An 18,324-nucleotide genomic window follows, 5' to 3' on the forward strand; every position below is an offset into this window, starting at 1 on the left:
ATGAGTGCTCCGACAGCCACCACCGCCGTGCAGACCGCGCCCGCGAAGCGTCCGCTGCGCGACCGCCTGCCCGTCGTGAAGCAGTTCCGCCAGTCGGTCGGGCTGCAGCGGGCGATGCTCGTCATCGGTCTCGTCGTCACGGGCGTGTTCGTGCTCATCGCGATCCTCGCGCCGCTCGTCGCGCCGTACCGCTACAACCAGCTGCGCGGCGACGACGGTTCGTTCGGCACGCAGCAGGCGCCGAACGCGACGAACCTCCTCGGCACGACCGTCGGTGGGTACGACGTCCTGTCCCGCGTGCTCTGGGGCGCCCAGACCGCGCTCTTCGTCATCGTGTCCGCGATCATCCTGTCGATCTTCGTCGGTGTGCTGCTCGGCCTCGTCGCCGGGTACTTCGGCGGCTGGCTCGACCGCGTACTCGTGGTCGTGTGCGACGCGGTCTACGCCTTCCCGTCGCTGCTGCTCGCGATCGTCATGTCGATCGTCATCAGCCGCGGCCAGTCGAGCCTCTGGGGTGGCATCCTCGCCGCCGCGATCTCGATCACCGTGGTCTTCATCCCGCAGTACTTCCGGGTGATCCGCTCCGAGGTCGTGCGCATCAAGAGCGAGGCGTTCGTCGAGTCGGCGAAGGTCATCGGTGCGTCGAGCTCCCGCATCATGTTCCGTCACGTGCTGCGGAACGCGACCCGGACGCTGCCGCTCATCATCACCCTCAACGCCTCCGAGGCCATCCTCACGCTCGCGGGGCTCGGCTTCCTCGGGTTCGGCATCGAGCCGACCGCGGCCGCCGAGTGGGGCTACGACCTCAACCGGTCCGTCTCCGACGTCACGAGCGGCACCTGGTGGACCGCGCTGTTCCCCGGTCTCGCGATCGTGCTCGTCGTGCTCGGCATCACGCTCGTCGGTGAGAGCCTCAACGACCTGTCCGACCCGCGTCTGCGCAGCCGTCGTCGGGTCGGCGCATCGAGTGGATCGGTTGCTGCGACGTCGAGCATCACGACCACCGGTGGCACCCCCGACAGCCCCGGTGGCGCCGGGATGATGGACGCCGAGTCGCTGGGCGCCGTGAGCGACGCCGCGGCGGACAGCGATCTGGAGAACCGACGAGAGGACGAGCGCTCATGAGCCAGTCGACGCCGACCACCGGTCCACGCGACCTGGGCACCACGGACATCGTCAGCATCCGCGACCTCGGGGTCTCGTTCTCGACCGACGCCGGCGCGGTGAAGGCGATCAACGACATCTCGCTGTCGGTCGCACCGCGCGAGATCGTCGCGATCGTCGGTGAGTCCGGCTCGGGCAAGACGGTCACGGCCAAGACCATCCTCGGTCTGCTCCCGGAGACGGCGACCGCCTCGGGTGCCGTCGTCCTGCGCTCCCGCGACGGTTCGACCGAGCAGGACGTCGTCACTGCGTCGGCGGAGCAGCTGCGGTCCATCCGCGGCAGCGACGCGGCGATGGTGTTCCAGGAGCCGTCGACGGCCCTCAACCCCGTCTACAAGGTGGGCTGGCAGATCGCCGAAGGTCTCCGCGCGCACGGGTCGTACACGAAGGCCGAGGCGCGGGCCAAGGCCATCGACATCCTGCGTCGCGTCGGCATCCCGGAGCCGGAGGAGCGGGTCGACTACTTCCCGCACCAGTTCTCCGGCGGGCAGAAGCAGCGCATCGTCATCGCGATGGCGCTCGTGCTCGACCCCGGACTGATCGTGGCCGACGAGCCGACGACCGCGCTCGACGTCACGGTGCAGGCGGAGATCCTCGACCTCCTGCGTCGGTGCCGCGACGAGTTCGGGACGGCCATCGTCCTCATCACCCACAACATGGGCGTCGTCGCCGACCTCGCCGACCGCGTCGTGGTCATGTACCAGGGCGACATCGTCGAGGAGGCTCCCGTCCAGGAGCTGTTCTCCTCACCGAAGGCCGAGTACACCAAGAAGCTCCTGTCGTCGGTGCCGCACGTCGGCCGCGGCAAGAGCTCCGCGCCGGCCGAGGTCGAACGCGGCAAGCAGCTGCAGCTTGGTGAGCCGGTGGTGGTCGCGAAGGGCCTCGAGATCGAGTACCCGGGTCGTTTCGGCCGTGCCGGGTTCCGGGCGGTCAAGGGCGTCGACTTCACGATCCACGCGGGCGAGGTGCTCGGCCTGGTGGGGGAGTCGGGGTCGGGCAAGACCACGATCGGCCGCGCGATCGCCGGGCTCACCAAGGTGACCGGCGGCTCGCTGTCGGTGCTCGGTGTGGAGATGAACCGGGTGAAGGAGCGCGAGTTCGCTCCGAAGCGCCGCGAGATCGGGTTCGTGTTCCAGGACCCGGCGACGAGCTTCAACCCGCTGCTCACGATCGCGGAGTGCGTGGCGGAGCCGCTCATCGTGCACGGGCGCTTCGGCGACGCACGGGCGGCCCGGCGTCGGGTGGACGAGCTCCTCGAGGCGGTCCAGCTGCCGAAGGCGTTCGGCGACCGGTTCCCGCACGAGCTCTCCGGAGGGCAGCGGCAGCGCGCTTCGCTCGCGCGGGCGTTGGCGCTCGAACCGGCACTGCTGGTCGCCGACGAACCGACCTCGGCGCTCGACGTGTCCGTGCAGGCCCGCGTGCTGGAGCTCTTCGCCGAGCTGCAGCGTGAGTTCGGGTTCGCGTCGCTGTTCATCAGCCACGACCTCGCGGTGGTCGACATCCTCGCCGACCGCATCGTCGTGCTGTACCGCGGCGACATCGTGGAGGAGGGGCCCGGCTCAGCGGTGCTCGGTGCGCCGAGCGACGTCTACACGCGTCGTCTCCTCGCGTCGCTCCCCGTGCCAGACCCGGCCGAGCAGGCCGTGCGACGCGAGGAACTCAAGCGCCTCCGCGCCTGACAGCAGGAGATCTGCACGAGGGCAGGATCGAACGTCGCGTTCGGTCCTGCCCTCAGGCGCTTCTCCTGTTACCAAGCGGTGGTGTGTGACCTCAGCCGAGCTTGACGGCGGTGCCGTAGGCGACGACCTCCTGGTAGTTCTGGCCGACCTCGGCCGCGTCGAACCGCATCGCGAGCACCGCGTCGGCGCCGAGCGCGGTGGCCGCCTCGATCAGTCGCTGCTTCGCTTCCTCGCGGCTCTCAGCGAGCTGCTTGGTGAGCCCGGAGAGCTCACCGCCCAGCAGTGCCTTGAAGTTGGCGCCGAGTTGCACGCCCGCGTTGCGTGCACGGACCGTGAGTCCGGTCACCTCGCCCAGCACCTCGGTGACCTGGCGGCCGGGGACATCGTTCATCGTCGAGATCAGCATGTTCGCAGTCTGGCACCGCTGAGCCCGCCCCCATAGGGGGGGATGTCCCGTCTTCGCGGACTGCTTGGCCGTGCCTGCCGCGCAGCGAGCCCACCCCCGCTCCGTCCCTGCGCTGCCCGCACGAGACCCGGACGGAATCCGTGATTCCGTCCGGGTCTCGTGTCTCCAGCGAGAGGTCGCGTCGGGCGAGGTCGGCGGGTGACGGCAGACTGGGGTGGTGCACATCGTCCTCCAGCAGCTCGACGGCGCCCGCGTGCGCGTCGTGCACCTCGAGGACCGCCCCACTCCGTCCGGCGAGCCACCTCCGGTCTCCGAGACCACCATGCCGCGCGCCGACCTCGCGGCCTTCGTCCGGCGTCTCGAAGCCGAGCCGAATCCGCCGCGCTGGGTCTGGGACGACACGACGCTCTGGTACCCGGCGCTCCTCGCCGCGGGTGTCCGCGTCGCGCGCTGCGTCGATCTCCGGCTCTCCCACAACCTCCTCCGCAACGCCGCCTTCACCGCCGACTCCGCCCTCGCGTCGGCTCCGGCCGGCCCGTGGGACGAGGTCCTCGACCCACGCGTCGCCCAGCGCGCGGAGGCGGTCGGGACCCTCTTCGACCTCGACCTCCCGGGCGGCGAACGCGATCCCGTCGCCGAGTTCACGCTCCAGCGTGACGCCGTCGACGGCGCGACACCGCAGGGACGCTCGCAGCTCGGACTCCTCCTCGCCGCCGAGTCCGCCGGTGCCCTCATCGCCACGGAGATGACCTTCGCCGGTCTCCCGTGGGACGCCGAGGCCCACGACCGCATACTCGCCGACGCCCTCGGCCCCAAGGTGCCGCCCGGTGTCCGTCCGGCGAAGCTGGCCGCGGTCCTCGAGGAGGTCAAGGCCGCCCTCGGAGTGCAGGAGCTCAGCCCCGAGTCGCCTGGCGAACTCCTCAAGGCCCTCCAGCGTGCCGGCATCAACGCGACCTCCACCCGGCAGTGGGAGTTGCAGGAGATCGAGCACCCCGTCATCGAGCCGCTGCTCCGGTACAAGAAGCTGTCCCGCCTCCTCACCGCGAACGGTTGGACGTGGGTCGAGACCTGGGTGAAGGACGGACGCTTCCGCCCCACCTACGTGCCCGGCGGGGTCGTCACCGGCCGCTGGGCGTCCGACGGCGGCGGTGCACTCCAGCTCCCGCACCAGGTCCGCGGCGCCGTCCTCGCGGACGAGGGGTGGCGTTTCGTCGTCGCCGACGCCGCGCAGCTCGAGCCACGGATCCTCACGGCGATGTCCGGCGACCGCGCGATGGCCGATGCCGGACGCGGCGTCGACCTCTACCAGGGCATGGTCGACGTCGGCGCGGTCGACACCAGACCACACGCGAAGATCGCGATGCTCGGTGCCATGTACGGCGCGACGACGGGGGAGAGCGGGCGCCTCCTGCCCCGGCTCACACGCGCGTTCCCGCGCGCGATCGAGTTCGTCGAGACGGCCGCCAGGGCAGGAGAGCGCGGGGAACGGGTCAGCACCCGGCTCGGACGTACCTCACCGCTGCCCGGCGAGACCTGGCGGGAGATCCAGTCGGCCGCGTCGATGGAGGGCGCCAACGCCGCCGCGACCCAGCGCGCCCGCATGGAGGCGCGCAGCTGGGGTCGCTTCACCCGCAACTTCGTCGTGCAGGGCACCGCCGCCGAATGGGCGCTGTGCTGGATGGCCGGCCTCCGGACACGGCTGCAGGCGCTCGCCGCAGAGACAGTCGGTCCGGCGGCAGCGCTCACCGAGTCGGCCCACCTCGTCTTCTTCCTCCACGACGAGATCGTCGTCCACTGCCCCGAGCACCAGACCGAGCGGGTCGTCGCCCTCGTGCGTGAGGCGGCTGCAGAGGCCGGCCGCCTGATCTTCGGCACCGCGCCGGTCGAGTTCCCGGTCACCACCGCCGTCGTCACCTCCTACGCCGACGCCAAGTAGCCCGCGAACTGTCAGTTGATGCGGGTGTGCGCGGCCCGCACTGTTCCGAAGTGACCGTTCGCGGGCTTGACGCTGTCGAAACAGGCCGCGGGGTGGGATGGGTGCATCACCGTCGAAAGGATGCACCATGACCGTCGAACACGTCTCGACCCGCCCGATCGCCAGCACCGTCGTCGAGTCGGAGAGTGGCCAGTCGTTGACCAGGGTGCTGGAGACCGGCGGGACGGTCATCGGCTGCGTGACCGGTTGGGTCGTCGTCGTGGGGATCTTCCTGGGGGCCTCCGTGATCGGCACCATCTGCATCGGCGGGACGGCCGCGATGCTCGCCGCGGCCTTCCTCGCGCCGGCAGGCGCAGGTGGATGACAACCGCCCCGGGCCCCCACCTGCCGTATACGTATTCAATCGCATATGGCCCGTGGAATAAGGCTTCCCTAAGTCCACTGCATACGTATACCATCAGCGCATGGTACTCATCAGATATCGGGCGACACCGATCATCGCACTGGCGGCCGTGGGCGTTCTCGCCCTCACCAGCTGTGGCGCGGGCAGTCGCACCGGCAACGCGAATGCGACAACGGTGTCGTGCGGATACACGGCTCCCGAGGGCAAGACCACGGTCAACGTCCTCGCCTACAACTCGTCGGCCATCGACCCCTTCACGGACACGATGGTTTCGAGTTGCTCCACCGACGACGTCACGCTGAAGCACGACCCGATCGACTTCGGCGGACAGGTGACGAAGACGACCGCGACGCTCGCCGGCGACACCGGCACGTACGACATCATCGAGACGTACGGTTTCGTCATCCCCGGCCTCGCCGAGGACGGGAAGCTCGTGCCACTCGACGACCTCTACGACGAGCTCGCCGAGGAGTACGACCTCGACGCCCTGAGCGAGTCGATGCGCGCAGGCATGTCCTACGACGGCAAGCTCTACGCCCTGCCCATGCAGGCGCAGATGTTCGTCACGGCCTACCGCACCGACGTCTTCGACGACCTCGGCCTCAAGCCGCCGACCACCTTCGACGAGATGATCACGGCAGCCGAGGCCATCAAGCAGGCCGGCGTCATGGAGTACCCGATCGCCCTGCCGTGGCTCGCCACCGCGGACGTGTCGACCAGCTACCAGGCGGCGATGAACTCCCTGGGTGCGGACTTCGTGTCCGCCGACGGTGAGGTCACCCTCGACACCCCTGAGGCCAAGCAGGCGCTCGAGGCGATGCTGTCGCTCAAGCCGTACATGGACCCGCAGGTCACGACCTTCGACCAGCCGAAGGTGCAGCAGCAGATGTTCAACGGGACGGCGGCCATGTCGATCATGTTCTCCGGCCGGATGAACGACCTGACGCTGCCGGCCAACTCGAAGCTGTCCGACTCCTTCGGCTTCGCGGGGGCTCCGAAGCTCACCGCGGACGCGCCGTACTCCTACAACCGCCTGTCCATCGACGGCTGGTCGATCCCCTTCAATACGAAGCTCGACAAGAAGATGCTCTTCACGATGATGGCGTCGGCGGTCAGCGAGAAGGCGTCCAAGGCCTCAGTCCCGGCCGCATATCCGGCTCGCGCCGACATGGTCACGGACGAGAACTCGCCGTACGGGGCGGCCGCCAACGACTCGATCGACTCGGCCATGCCGCCCGTCGTGTCGCCCTACCTGGCCGACATGACCAACGAGATCCGTCCGATCCTCGTCGAGGTGCTCAACGGCAACCTCTCCGTGGACGACGGCCTGGCACAGATGCAGGCCGCCGGCGAGAAGATCGCCGGCTGATCCACCGAGTGCAGGATCCGATGGGTGCGGCCCGGACGAACGGTCCGGGCCGCACCGTCTCCGAGAAGGGATGTCGATGAAGACACGCGAGTTCTGGGTGCTGTTCTTCCCCAGTCTGCTGGTGATGGGGGCGCTGCTCGTCCTGCCGCTCGTGCGGACGGTGCAGTGGAGTTTCGAGCAGGTCCGCTACGGCGTACCGGGTGAGTTCGTCGGCTTGGCCAACTTCGTGGAGGCGCTCACGGATGTCCGGTTCGGGCGCGCCGTGCTCTTCACGGTGAGCGTCACGGTGGTCACCACGATCATCCTGCTGGTCGGCGGGTACATCATCGCCACGGCGGTGAACCGCCTCACCATCACGCGACCGCTCGTCCTCGGCATCATGCTCGTCTCCTACGTGCTGCCGAACCTCGTCGGTGCCGTGGCGTTCTCCTGGCTGTTCGACGACAGCTTCGGCGGGTTGGCGAACCGGATCATCGAGGCCTTCACGGGCAATCAGGTGCTCTGGTTCACCGATCAGGTGCCGAACGGGATCCTCGTGATCGCCAACACCGTCTGGAGCATGATCCCGTTCGCGATGCTCATCATCCTGGCGGGTCTGCAGGGGGTGCCGTCCGAGCTGAAGGAGGCGGCCCGCATCGACGGCGCGAGTTCGTTCCAGACCCACCTGCACGTCATCATCCCCACGATCCGCGGGGTGCTCGGCTTCGTCACGCTCATCACGATCATGGACGTGCTCCGCATGTTCGACAACCTCATCCCGTTGTCGCCGCAGGCGCAGTCGATCGGCAACGAGTCGATCATGCTCTACGTCTACTCGGTCGCCTTCGCGGACGGTGCCCAGCGTCTCGGTCTCGGCAGCGCGATCAACGTGCTCACCATCCTCCTCATCCTCATCATGCTCATCCCGTTCATCCGGGGGATCTTCAAGGAAGCGAAGGCCGAACGATGACCATCAAGCCGCTCGACCTCTCCACCCGCGCGATCACCACCGGCGGAGCGCCCCGCCGGAAGCCGACTCGTCGGCGGCCGCTCACCGGCATCCTGCTCGGCCTGCTGTGCGTCCTCATGCTGAGTCCGTTCATCTGGATGACCCTGTCGGTCACGAAGCCGACCGACGTCGCCTTCGCGAACCCGCCCGTGTTCTCTGGGTACACGCCGACCCTCCAGGCGTTCGTCGACCTGTGGCAGACGACCTACTTCGCCGACTACCTCGTGAACACGCTCGTCGTGGCGGTGGTCTCGACGGTCCTCGCGCTCGTCATCGGCATCCCGGCGGCCTACGCGCTCTCGCGGTTCCCGAGCTACGTCTCCGCACTCCTGCTGGTGCTCGCCCTCGTCTTCCGCGCGCTTCCCCGCTTCGCCGTGGTCCTGCCGATGTACGACATCAGCAAGTCGCTCGGCATCTACGACACGACCTTCGCGCTCGCGCTCGCCCTCGTCGCCATCAACCAGCCGTTCACGATCTGGCTCCTCCGGAACTTCTTCGCGGAGATCCCGCGCGAGCTCGACGAGGCGGCGATGATCGACGGGTGCAGCCGGATCGGCATGCTGCGTCGGGTCATGATCCCGCTCATGGGTCCGGGCATCCTCACGGCCGGGATCTTCGTGTTCCTCTTCGCGTTCCAGGAGTACCTCACCGCGCTGGTCCTCACCGACTCGTCCTCGAAGACGGTGCCGGTGTTCATTGCGACCCAGCTCGGGCAGACCCTTCCGATGCTGCAGCAGGCCGGCGCCGCATCCATGCTGCTCACCATCCCGGTGGTCGTGATCGCGTTCATCGCACAGAAGTACCTCGTCGCCGGCCTGAGCGACGGCGCCGTCAAGGGGTGACCGGGTCGGCCGTGCGACCACCGCTCGTCCTGCTTCCCGGGATGAACTGCAGCGACGACCTCTGGGCCGAGGTCGACGTACCGGGTTCGATCCGATGGCCGCTCGCCGAGCGGTCGGTCGCGCGGCAGGTGACGGAGCTGCTCGACGGCCTCCCGGAGCGCTTCGTGATCGCCGGACTGTCGCTCGGTGGGGTGATCGCCATGGAGACGGCCCTGGCCGCACCGGACCGGGTGGCGGGGCTCTGCGTCATGTCGGTGAACGGGAGGGCGCCGACCGCGGCGCAGCGACAGGGGTGGCGGGCCTGGCGCGAGCGGCTTGCGACGGGCGAGACTCCGGCGGGGTTGCAACGAGAGATCCTGCCATCGCTGTTGCAGGCACCGGTCCGACGGCGCCGACCCGACCTCACCGATCGCGTGCTCGGCATGGGTGCGCAGACGACGGCGGATGAGCTCGACGCGCAGCTCGCGCAACAGCTCAGCCGGCGGCCACTGCTCGACCGGCTCGCCGCGCTCGATCTGCCGACGCTCGTGGTCTCCGGGGCTGCCGATCCGATCTGCCCACGCGCGTTCCATGATGAGATCACCGCCGCGGTCCGCGGTGCACGGCTCGTGTCCGTCGACGCCGGACACCTCCCGCCCCTCGAACGCCCCGATGCGGTGCGAGCCGTGCTCGACACCTGGTTGGCGGAGGTGGCGGGAGGGCCGCGTCAGCGCTGACCGGCGACGAAGCCGCGCAGCTCCGCCATCAGGGCGTGGGCGAGGTTCACGACGACGAGGCCGGCCCCGTCGGCGAAGGACTCCGCCGCTGCCGCCCGGGTGCCGACGATGTCCATGCGCAGGGCGCCGGACCGGGCCAGTTCCGCATGCACGGCGGCGATGGAGTCGCTGACGGACGGATCCTCCGGTCCGCTCGACGCCGCGAGGTCCGCTGGCCCCACCAGGATGCCGTCGAGTCGCGGGGTCACCACGATCTCGCCGACCGCGGCGACGCCGGCGGGTGACTCGACCATGCCGATGAGGAGCGTGTGCTCGAGGAACCACCGGCTGTGCTCCTCCGGTGGGGTCAAGCCGAAGCGTCCGGCACGGCTGTAGGTGGCGAAGCCGCGTGATCCGACCGGCGGGTACATCGCCGCATCGACGACGGCTGCGGCGTCGGCGGCCGAGTCGAGGTGCGGCGCGACGATGCCCTGGGCGCCCTGGTCGAGGATGCGCAGCACTTGGGCGGTGTCGTGTTCCGCGACTCGGACGATGACCGGGACGCCGTGGATCGATGCCAGCGCGATGTGCTGTCGGAGGGCGACCACGTCGGCCGGTCCGTGCTCGGTGTCGATCAGGACGAAGTCGAAGCCCGCGACCGCCGCCATCTCGACGAGTTCCTCGGCGGGCATACGCAGGAGGACGCCCAGCAGCCGATCTCCGCGCCTGGCGCGCTCGCGGAGGGACGCGCTCACGCGATCATCCCCGCGGAGAGGTCGACGTCGGAGCCACAGAGACCCGGCATCCCGAGCATGGCGAGGACGGCGGCGCCGACCTCCTCCTCGGTGACCATGCGGCCGAGTGCGGCCCGGGAGACGAAGGCGGCTTCGGCGGCTTCGACGCTCGCCCCCGAGCGTTCGGCCTCGAGCCGGAAGTTGCGTGCCATGCGGGGCCCGCTCACCGGGCCGGGGGAGAGGGTGTTGACCCGGACGCCGGCCGGGCCGACCTCGAAGGCGAGGGTGGACGTGAGGCCGATGACGGCCATCTTCGAGGCGCAGTACGGCGTGCGGTGGGCGAGCGGCCGTTTGCCGGACACCGATGCGATGTTGACGACGTCGCCGTCGCCACGAGCGGTCATGCCCGGCAGGAAGGCCCGGCAGAGCAGGTAGGTGCCGCGGACGTTGACCGCGAACACCTCGTCCCAGTCCGCCGGCTCGATGTCGGTGAGCGCGGCGACCGGGCCCGGGACGCCGGCGTTGTTGACGAGGATCGAGACCTCCGTGTCGGCGAGGGAGTCGCGGAGCTCGTCGACGGACGCGGGCGACGCGACGTCGCAGACGGCGGTGCGGGTCCGACCCCCCAGCCGGTCCCGCACCGCCTGCAGCCGCTGTTCGTCCCGCCCGACCAGGACGAGGTCGGCGCCGGCCGCGTGCAGCGACGTCGCGATCGCCGCGCCGAGACCGCTACCGCCACCCGTAACGAGCGCGGTGCGGCCACGGAGGTCGGTCACGGCGCGTCCGTCCCGGCAGTGTGGGCCTCGTCGATCCACGGGAAGTCCGTTCCGCGGTGTCGCCAGACGCGGGCATCGCCGGAGCGCGCGTGTCCTTCGAACAGTTCGACGCGGGCCGCTCGTCCGCAGACCTCGCCGAGGTCTGCCGACGAGGACGGCTCGACGATCTCCTGGTAGGTCACGGTCCGCAGGTACTTGCCGACCCAGAGCCCACCCGTGTAGCGGGCCGCGCCGAGGGTGGGGAGCACGTGGTTCGTGCCGATGACCTTGTCGCCGTAGGACACGCAGGTGTCTTCGCCGAGGAAGAGCGCGCCGTAGTCGTGCATCCGGGTCAGGGCTTCCCGAGGGCGCTCGGTGAAAACCTGGACGTGTTCGAACGCCAGGCTGTCGGCGATGCGGTAGGCCTCGTCGAGGTCGTCGGCGACGATGACCTGTCCCCAGTCCCGCCAGGCCGGCTCGGCGTAGTCACGCGTCGGCATCCCGGGGAGCAGGCGCTCGATCCAGTCCATCACCTGTTCGCCCAGCGTCTGCGACGTCGTCACGAGGACCGCTGGTGACTCGGGGCCGTGCTCCGCCTGGGAGAGCAGGTCGACGGCGGTGAAGAACGGGTCCGCATGCTCGTCGGCGACGATCAGGATCTCGGTCGGACCTGCGAACAGGTCGATCCCGACCTCGCCGAACAACTGGCGCTTGGCCTCGGCGACGTAGGCGTTCCCCGGCCCGGCGATGAGGTTGACCGGGCTGATCGACTCGGTACCAACGGCCATCGCGGCGACGGCCTGGACACCGCCGAGCAGGTAGATCTCGTCCGCCCCGGCCAGCTTCATGGCCGCGATCGTGGCCGCGGGGATCTCTCCGCGGATCGGTGGCGTGCAGGCGACCACCCGCGGGACGCCGGCGACCTTCGCGGTGATGATCGTCATGTGGGCGGACGCGGTGAGCGGGTACTTGCCGCCGGGGATGTATGCGCCCGCGGCCTGGACGGGCACGTGCTTCTGGCCGAGGAGGACGCCTGGTAGCGTCTCGACCTCGATGTCGACGAGCGAGTCCCGCTGCGCCTGGGCGAAGCGGCGGACCTGTGCCTGCACGAACTCGATGTCGGCGATGACCTGCGGGTCGAGCGTCGCCATGATCTCGTCGACCTGCTCGTCGGACAGACGGTACGAGTCGCGGCTCGAGCCGTCGAACTGCTCGGCGTAGCGCCGGACCGCGGCGTCGCCGTCGGTCCGGACGTCGCCGATGATGCCGCGCACGCGTTCGGCGACATCCAGTTGTGCGGTGTCGGCGAAGGTCTTCGTCGGCGCGCTCTTCAAGTGCAGGGGCATCCCGTCTCCTTTGACTGCATACGTATGTCAATAGTATGCCCGCGTATGCACAGAGGGTCAAGGCGGTACAATCCGAAGGACTCCGGAACCGATCACATCGGTCGCCTTCCACAGGCGGTTCCGGAAGGACGGACGCACGGAGGTACCCGATGGTCGTGACCAGCCGAGACGTGGCGCGACTCGCCGGCGTCTCCCAGCCCACCGTCTCGCGGGCGCTCCGCGACGACATCCGCGTCTCGGAGCAGACCAAGCAGCGCGTCCGCGAGGCCGCGCAGCTTCTCGGCTACATCCCGAGCGAGGCCGGCCGAGCGCTCTCGTCGGGGCGCACGCGACGCATCGGGATGCTCCTGACGGATCTCGACAGTCAGTTCTACTCGCACATCATCGCGCCCGTGCATCGCGAGCTCGAGCGACTCGGATATCAGCTCATGCTCCACACCGAGACGGCCGACAACGACACGATCGTCGAGCGGTTGCTCGCCAATGGACTCGACGGCGTCATCCTCGCCACGACCACGATCGATTCCGCGGCGCCACTGCGGCTGCGCGACCGGGGTCTCCCGTTCGTGTACTTCAACCGCACCGGATCGCTCGTCGACGCCGATGCGACCGTGGTCGACGCCGCTCCCGGATACCGCGAGGCGGTCCGGGCGGCGGTCGACCTGGGGCATCGGAACGTCGGCGCCGTGCTCGGCCCGAGCAATACGAGCACGGCGCAACACCGCGAGCAGGCGTTGCGGGCCGCGCTCGGCGAGCATGGCATCGTGCTGGACGAGCGCCTGGTGCGGCGGGTGCCCTACTCCTCCGCGGCCGGGGAGGTCGCGGCTCGAGAGCTGCTGGAGTCCGGCGGAGAGCCCACGCCGACCCTGCTGTTCTGCGGGAACGACGTCGTCGCCTACGGTGCCCTGAACGCCGCACATCGGCTCGGCCTCCGGGTGCCCGAGGACCTGTCCGTCGTCGGCTTCGACGACTTGCCGGAGGCCGCCTGGCCGATCATCGACCTCGCGACCGTCGGATTCGACATCGCCGGCATGGCGAGCGCGTCCGCCGACCTGGTCGTCCGTCGGATCGAACACCCGGACGCCGAGCTCGAGCGTGCCGTCTTCGCCTCGTCGTTCCACGGTCGCCGCACCCTCGGTCCCGCGCGCTGAGTTCGGCGCCGTTCTCCGCTCCACGGCTATGACACCGTGTGTTCTCGGTCAGCCTCTTGCATGGCGTTGTGCATACGCATACACTGCATCTACCGCTTGGTCGGTCCAGACGAAGACCGGCGGGTGCTGACGACGAAGGAGTGACCTGCATGCCTCTCGACCCGGTGGCCTATCGGCCGTACCAGGATCCCGACGACTTCATCCGTGAGGTCACCGACCTCATCTGGGTGGATCGGTCCATCAGTTTCATCCGGGACAACTACGAGCCGGACTCGATCGTCCACGGCGCCTACGGCACGTCGACGACGCGTGAGGAGGTCATCCAGGGCACGCTCATGCGCATCTCCGCGACCCCCGACCGCACCGGTCAGGCCGAGGACGTGATCTGGGAGGCGCGTGGCGACGACGCGTTCCTGAGCTCGCACCTCGTGTTCTCCGGGCATCTGCAGACCTCCGAGTACAGCCGGACGATCGCCAACTGTCTCTACCGCCGCGGCCGCATGGTCGAGGAGTGGGTCGTCCGCGACACCCTCGCCGGCGCGCTCCTCCACGGTGTCGACGTCGAGGAGTTGGCCAGGGTGCAGGCGTTCCGCGGGTATCAGGGCTCCTGGACCGAGGCTGCGCCCGCCGACCCGATCGCCGTCGGCGACTCCGGTCCGCGTCCCGACGACCACCACGCCGAGGTGAGCACCGTCCTCGAGATGATCCAGACCATCTGGAACGAGCGGGACCTGCAGAAGGTCGAGAAGTTCTTCGAGCGCGACCTCACCCTCCTCACCGTGGGGAACCGCATCGTCATCCGGCCCGAGGGGTACCGCCGCGCGCTGCTGCGCCTGTTGGAGTCCTTCCCGGGTGGCCGGTTCGAGATCCGCGACATCCAGGCGCACTACGACGTCCGGTACGCCGGACACCGGGTGGCCGTCACCTGGAAGTTCGTCGGCGACTACACCGGCGTCCCGAACTACGGTCCGCTCACCGGGCAGCCGGTGGACCTGCTCGGGATCTCGCAGTTCACGCTGCACAACGGGGCCATCGTCAAGGAGGTCCGGCTCTGGGACGACATCGCCCTACGGGCGCAGATCGCCGCCGCACGAGGGGACGAGCCCGTCGGGCCGTCCAACATCTACTGACACACCGAAGGAGCATCACCATGAGCGACGTCATCGTCGACACGCGCGAGATCGAGCGCCGGACCATCCGGCGCTCCGACTGGGTGGCCTGCAACGCCGCCTTCATCGACTGCCGGACGCCGGGGTCGGACCGCAAGGAGAACTACGCCTTCATCGGCGCCGGGGTCTCGCAGAACCCGAACCAGGTCGTGAACCTCACCGAGAACCACGGCTTCAACACCGGTGCCGCGGGCATGCCGAACGGCATCTCGAACAACCTGCACCTGCACTTCACCGCCGAGGTGTTCATCAACCTGGGCGGCGAGTTCCGCCTGCGTTGGGGCGTGGACGGCACGGAGGGCGAGTACGTCAGCCACGACGGCGACGTCATCTCCATCCCGACCTGGATCTTCCGCGGCTTCACCAACGAGGGGCCGGACGAGGGCATCCTGTACACGGTGCTCGGCCGCGATGTCACCGGCGGCATCATCTGGGGGCCGTCGGTCCTCAAGGAGGCCGAGTCCTACGGGCTCCACCTCACGGCCGACAACCAGCTGATCGACACCGTGGCGGGTGACGAGCTGCCCGAAGACGTCGCGCTCATCACCCCGATGAAGCAGCGGTACATCGACGAGCTGACGAGTTACTCCGTCGAGGAACTGCGATCCCGCGTCGTCCAGCCCGGCGACCGCGTCTACTCCTCCTCCGCGTTGCTGTGCACCGCGGTCGAGGGCGGTGCGGCCGACCTCGCGCTCGTCATCGGCTACGGCATGTCGGAGAACCGTCGGCAGGTCCCGTCGATCCACGAGCCGCACTCCTTCAACCTCGCCTGGGTGCGCGCGGCGTCCGGCCAGGGTGTGCTGCGGCACCGCCACGACCAGACGCAGGCGCTCCTGGTGAAGTCGGGGCGTTGGGACATCACGCTGAACGGCGACCCGTCGACGACCGTCACGATCGGCGCCGGTGACTCCTTCTCGGTGCCGCAGGGCAGCTGGCGCTCCTATGTCTGCGTCGACGGCGGCGACACCGGTGCGGGCGAGATCCTCGTCATCAACGGCGGCGACGATCGGGTCACGCTCGAATGGGCCCCCGAGGTCGTGTCGGCCGCGGCAGACGCCGACTGGACGATCGACCCGAACGGCTACCTCGCTCCGCTCGGCGTCATGCTGACGGCGACCGAGGACGACTGACCCGCTCCGCTCGCTCTTGAGGGGTCCCGAACGGCTGGTGCGGCCCGCCCGCCGCCCGCCGTCCGGGACCCCTCGCGGGCTCAGCCGCCGGTGATCGCCCGGACCGCGTCGCCGATGATGAGGTACCAGCCGTAGACGGCGAGGGCGAGGCCGATGAGCCACCACCACTCGGTCCGCCGGGACAGGCGTCTGCCAGGACGCGCCACGCCTCGGGGCGGACGGATCAGCGGGACCGAACCCCGCATCGTCGCCGAGTCGACCGGTTCCAGTCGGCGATCCCGCCAACGCTCCCACTGAGTGATGCGCTCGGTCAGGATGTCGACGACCGACATCAGCCACCTCCACACCTCGGGGTCGAGGGTGGAGAGGTCCTTGGGTGAGTAGAGGAAGAGGTGGTCGTCGACGATCTCGACATCGAGCTCGGCGACGGTGTCGATGAACCTCGCCATGATGTCGGGCGTGAAGAGGTAGAGGGCGTCGGTCTCGTAGCCGCGCGGGCAGTACAGCTCGAAGTGGCGGTCGAAGTCGCCTTCGAGTGAGAGCCGCTGGTCCTTGGCGTAGGTGACGGGCAGGCGGGGGTGCAGGAGCGAGTTGTTGCCGACGGCGTCCAAAACGATGTGGGGGAGCGCCACCGGCAGCCGGAGCGCCACGTAGCCCCACCGATGCTCCTTGCGGTTCCGTCCCGAACCGATGGTCGTTCGCAGGTTCCCGACGGACAGCGGCGACCTGCCGTCCCGCCACAGCAGGTCCCTGACCACGCTCGTCCCGCCCATCGTGAAGATGAGGCCGGGCAGCGCCACCGGTATGGCGAACGGCCGGTAGCTCAGGCCGTTCGCCCGCGCGAACCGGTCCAGCCGGTACTGGCGGACGCCGCTGCGTCGTCGGACCGTCCGCACCAGCAGGACGAGCATGCCGACCGGCAGCGCGAGGTAGGGCAGGAGGATCAGGGCCGACCAGTCCCATGGTTCATCCGGCATCGAGCCGTCCTCGAGTACGAACCACCAGGCGGAGAGGAAGAAGATCGGCAGCACCGCCAGCACGACGGCGGGCCAGATCGCCGCCATGAGTGGTGGACGGACCTCGCCCGGGAGGCCCGTGCGGTACTCGCGGAGCGCGCGTCGGTCGATCCGTTCGGTGAGTGGTCGCGTGTCCAGCGTCGCGGTTCGTGTCGTCGGACCGGTCATCGTACGTGCGGTGTTCCGTGCGGTTCGGGCACGGGCGTCATCGTCGCGGGCGTCCGGCCAGGGCGGTTCGCGGCGACAGTGAGTACCCGGCCGGCCGCGTGGACCAGGGTCTCGAGCGGACCGCGACGCTTGGTGAGGGCGATGATCCAGCCGAGGAGGAGCGCGCCGGCGACGTGGACGAGCCAGAGCTGGGGGCTCGAGATCAACCACGCCGTGTCCGCATACGTCCCGGCGATCGCGGCGATCAAGGCGCCCACCGACGCCATGAAGACGTGCGCCGAATAGACGGTGAGCGGCGCGGCCCCGGCCCCGGTCGCCGGCAGGAGTGCGAGCGACCAGCCGCGGGTCAGGACCGTGCCGAGTGCCAGGCACAGGCCGATGACGACCGCCGCGATCCCGATCGTGAAGACGAGGTCGAGCGTGGTGCCCGAGTGCGGGGCGCGGGCGACGAGCCACCAGAAGGACTCCGTGGGGCTCGTTCCGTACATCCCTTCGGCGAGGGCGTCCTCGACGGCGGTGATCGTCGTCGGATCGGGCTCGAGGCCGCCGGTCCAGGCGCGCGCGATGCCCTGCACGCCGCCGACGGGACCGAGGAGCAGGGCGGCGAGGCGATCCGCGGCGATGGCGACGACGAGTCCGATCGCCGCGAGCCGGAGTGCGAAACGCCGCAGGGTCCCGTTCGCCCGTGCACCCATGAGCAGCCGACCGACGGCCATCCCGACGAGGACGTAGACGATCCAGGTGAGCGCCGGGTACACCCCGGTGAGGAGCAGCCCTCGGGCGAATCCGCCGCTCGAGACGTCGAACCAGGACGCACTGCCGATCTCGGGGGAGTCGACGCCGCTGAGCGGCACCCGGAGCGCCTGCGAGCAGATCGGCCAGACCACCGCCCAGACGGCCGCGACGATCAGCAGCGTGCGCGGACGCCATGTGACGGCAGGGATCGCGAGCCAGAAGGTCACGCCGTAATACGCGATGATCACGTAGATGCCGCCGGGCAGGACGCCGAGGGTGAGGCCGAGGACGAGCAGGGCGAAGCCGCGTCCGAAGAGGTTGAGGCGCGCTGCTGCTGGAGAACCGGCGGAGAGGTCGCGGCGGCTGGTGAGGACGATCCCGATCCCGGCCAGCACCGCGAACAGGGCCGCGGCCTTGCCCGACAACACCTCCGTGATCGGCGTGTGTCCGCCGGTCGCGATGTCGAACGCCCAGACGTGCGTGGCCATCATGCCGATGAGGGCGAGGAAGCGCGCGAGGTCGAGACCGATCAGTCGGTCGGCGCGCTGTCGGCTGGCTGGGCTGCTCATCGGGTCCAGCATCCCACGCGTAGCGGCTCCGCGACAGGCCCGCGGTGGCGGTACGGGCTCCCGTCCGGT

General features: G+C 69.5%; 17 protein-coding genes. 11 read left to right on the forward strand and 6 right to left on the reverse strand.

The window, feature by feature from the left end:
• Together ITJ62_RS05865 and ITJ62_RS05870 are read left to right on the forward strand one after the other, a co-directional pair.
• Nucleotides 1-1,125: an ABC transporter permease gene (locus tag ITJ62_RS05865; protein WP_194600044.1), complete on the forward strand. Its 1,125-nt coding sequence runs from the start codon at nt 1-3 to the stop codon at nt 1,123-1,125.
• Complete coding sequence (locus ITJ62_RS05870; protein ID WP_194600045.1) at nt 1,122-2,843, forward strand: ABC transporter ATP-binding protein; 1,722 nt, start codon at nt 1,122-1,124, stop codon at nt 2,841-2,843. The genes ITJ62_RS05865 and ITJ62_RS05870 overlap by 4 nt, the downstream gene beginning before the upstream one ends.
• Nucleotides 2,844-2,934: 91 nt before the next feature.
• Here the strand turns inward: ITJ62_RS05870 and ITJ62_RS05875 are convergent, their stop codons facing one another.
• Nucleotides 2,935-3,249 carry a YbjQ family protein gene (locus ITJ62_RS05875; RefSeq protein ID WP_064294105.1) on the reverse strand — a complete coding sequence of 105 codons (315 nt, stop codon included), beginning with the start codon at nt 3,247-3,249 and terminating at the stop codon, nt 2,935-2,937.
• 217 nt (nt 3,250-3,466) lie between these two features.
• Here ITJ62_RS05875 and ITJ62_RS05880 point away from each other — a divergent pair, with 217 nt between their 5' ends.
• The 6 genes from ITJ62_RS05880 (at nt 3,467) to ITJ62_RS05905 (ending at nt 9,503) form a co-directional block, all read left to right on the forward strand.
• A complete protein-coding gene (locus tag ITJ62_RS05880) occupies nt 3,467-5,185 on the forward strand; it encodes a bifunctional 3'-5' exonuclease/DNA polymerase (protein ID WP_194600046.1) in 1,719 nt (572 codons plus the stop codon).
• Between the two features lie 127 nt (nt 5,186-5,312).
• The gene (locus tag ITJ62_RS05885; RefSeq protein WP_194600047.1) at nt 5,313-5,549 is read left to right on the forward strand and encodes a hypothetical protein; all 237 of its coding nucleotides are present in this window, start codon (nt 5,313-5,315) and stop codon (nt 5,547-5,549) included.
• A gap of 304 nt (nt 5,550-5,853) precedes the next feature.
• Nucleotides 5,854-6,957, forward strand: a complete 1,104-nt coding sequence (locus tag ITJ62_RS05890; RefSeq protein WP_370581853.1) for an ABC transporter substrate-binding protein — start codon at nt 5,854-5,856, stop codon at nt 6,955-6,957.
• Nucleotides 6,958-7,033: 76 nt separating this feature from the next.
• The gene (locus ITJ62_RS05895) at nt 7,034-7,906 is read left to right on the forward strand and encodes a carbohydrate ABC transporter permease (protein ID WP_159453361.1); all 873 of its coding nucleotides are present in this window, start codon (nt 7,034-7,036) and stop codon (nt 7,904-7,906) included.
• Complete coding sequence (locus ITJ62_RS05900) at nt 7,903-8,787, forward strand: carbohydrate ABC transporter permease (RefSeq protein WP_085511550.1); 885 nt, start codon at nt 7,903-7,905, stop codon at nt 8,785-8,787. The genes ITJ62_RS05895 and ITJ62_RS05900 overlap by 4 nt, the downstream gene beginning before the upstream one ends.
• An 11-nt stretch (nt 8,788-8,798) precedes the next feature.
• Complete coding sequence (locus ITJ62_RS05905) at nt 8,799-9,503, forward strand: alpha/beta fold hydrolase (protein ID WP_370581841.1); 705 nt, start codon at nt 8,799-8,801, stop codon at nt 9,501-9,503.
• On the opposite strand, the gene ITJ62_RS05910 is transcribed toward ITJ62_RS05905, so the two are convergent.
• Genes ITJ62_RS05910 through hisD form a run of 3 tightly spaced genes read right to left on the reverse strand, consistent with a single transcriptional unit; the run spans nt 9,494 to nt 12,317 of the window.
• Nucleotides 9,494-10,237: an HpcH/HpaI aldolase/citrate lyase family protein gene (locus tag ITJ62_RS05910; RefSeq protein WP_370581842.1), complete on the reverse strand. Its 744-nt coding sequence runs from the start codon at nt 10,235-10,237 to the stop codon at nt 9,494-9,496. The genes ITJ62_RS05905 and ITJ62_RS05910 overlap by 10 nt on opposite strands.
• On the reverse strand, nt 10,234-10,992 hold the full coding sequence (locus tag ITJ62_RS05915; RefSeq protein WP_194600050.1) for an SDR family NAD(P)-dependent oxidoreductase: 759 nt from the start codon (nt 10,990-10,992) through the stop codon (nt 10,234-10,236). The genes ITJ62_RS05910 and ITJ62_RS05915 overlap by 4 nt, the downstream gene beginning before the upstream one ends.
• On the reverse strand, nt 10,989-12,317 hold the full coding sequence (hisD, locus tag ITJ62_RS05920; RefSeq protein WP_194600051.1) for a histidinol dehydrogenase: 1,329 nt from the start codon (nt 12,315-12,317) through the stop codon (nt 10,989-10,991). Before hisD ends, ITJ62_RS05915 begins: the two co-directional genes overlap by 4 nt.
• Nucleotides 12,318-12,466: 149 nt before the next feature.
• Between hisD and ITJ62_RS05925 the strand changes: the two genes are divergently transcribed.
• The 3 genes from ITJ62_RS05925 (at nt 12,467) to ITJ62_RS05935 (ending at nt 15,767) form a co-directional block, all read left to right on the forward strand.
• Nucleotides 12,467-13,468, forward strand: a complete 1,002-nt coding sequence (locus ITJ62_RS05925; RefSeq protein ID WP_228497845.1) for a LacI family DNA-binding transcriptional regulator — start codon at nt 12,467-12,469, stop codon at nt 13,466-13,468.
• Nucleotides 13,469-13,617: 149 nt separating this feature from the next.
• Entirely contained in the window at nt 13,618-14,598 is a 981-nt protein-coding gene (locus ITJ62_RS05930; protein ID WP_194600053.1) for an ester cyclase, read from the forward strand.
• Nucleotides 14,599-14,618: 20 nt separating this feature from the next.
• The gene (locus tag ITJ62_RS05935) at nt 14,619-15,767 is read left to right on the forward strand and encodes a cupin domain-containing protein (RefSeq protein ID WP_194600054.1); all 1,149 of its coding nucleotides are present in this window, start codon (nt 14,619-14,621) and stop codon (nt 15,765-15,767) included.
• Nucleotides 15,768-15,847: 80 nt separating this feature from the next.
• On the opposite strand, the gene ITJ62_RS05940 is transcribed toward ITJ62_RS05935, so the two are convergent.
• Both ITJ62_RS05940 and ITJ62_RS05945 read right to left on the reverse strand, forming a co-directional pair.
• Complete coding sequence (locus ITJ62_RS05940) at nt 15,848-16,951, reverse strand: hypothetical protein (protein ID WP_194600055.1); 1,104 nt, start codon at nt 16,949-16,951, stop codon at nt 15,848-15,850.
• Nucleotides 16,948-18,255, reverse strand: coding sequence for a heparan-alpha-glucosaminide N-acetyltransferase domain-containing protein (locus ITJ62_RS05945; protein ID WP_194600056.1), 1,308 nt, complete (start codon nt 18,253-18,255; stop codon nt 16,948-16,950). The genes ITJ62_RS05940 and ITJ62_RS05945 overlap by 4 nt, the downstream gene beginning before the upstream one ends.
• Nucleotides 18,256-18,324 lie beyond the last annotated feature (69 nt).

Origin of the sequence: Plantibacter sp. VKM Ac-2876, from assembly GCF_015350715.1 — a bacterium.
Taxonomy (GTDB): domain Bacteria; phylum Actinomycetota; class Actinomycetes; order Actinomycetales; family Microbacteriaceae; genus Plantibacter; species Plantibacter auratus.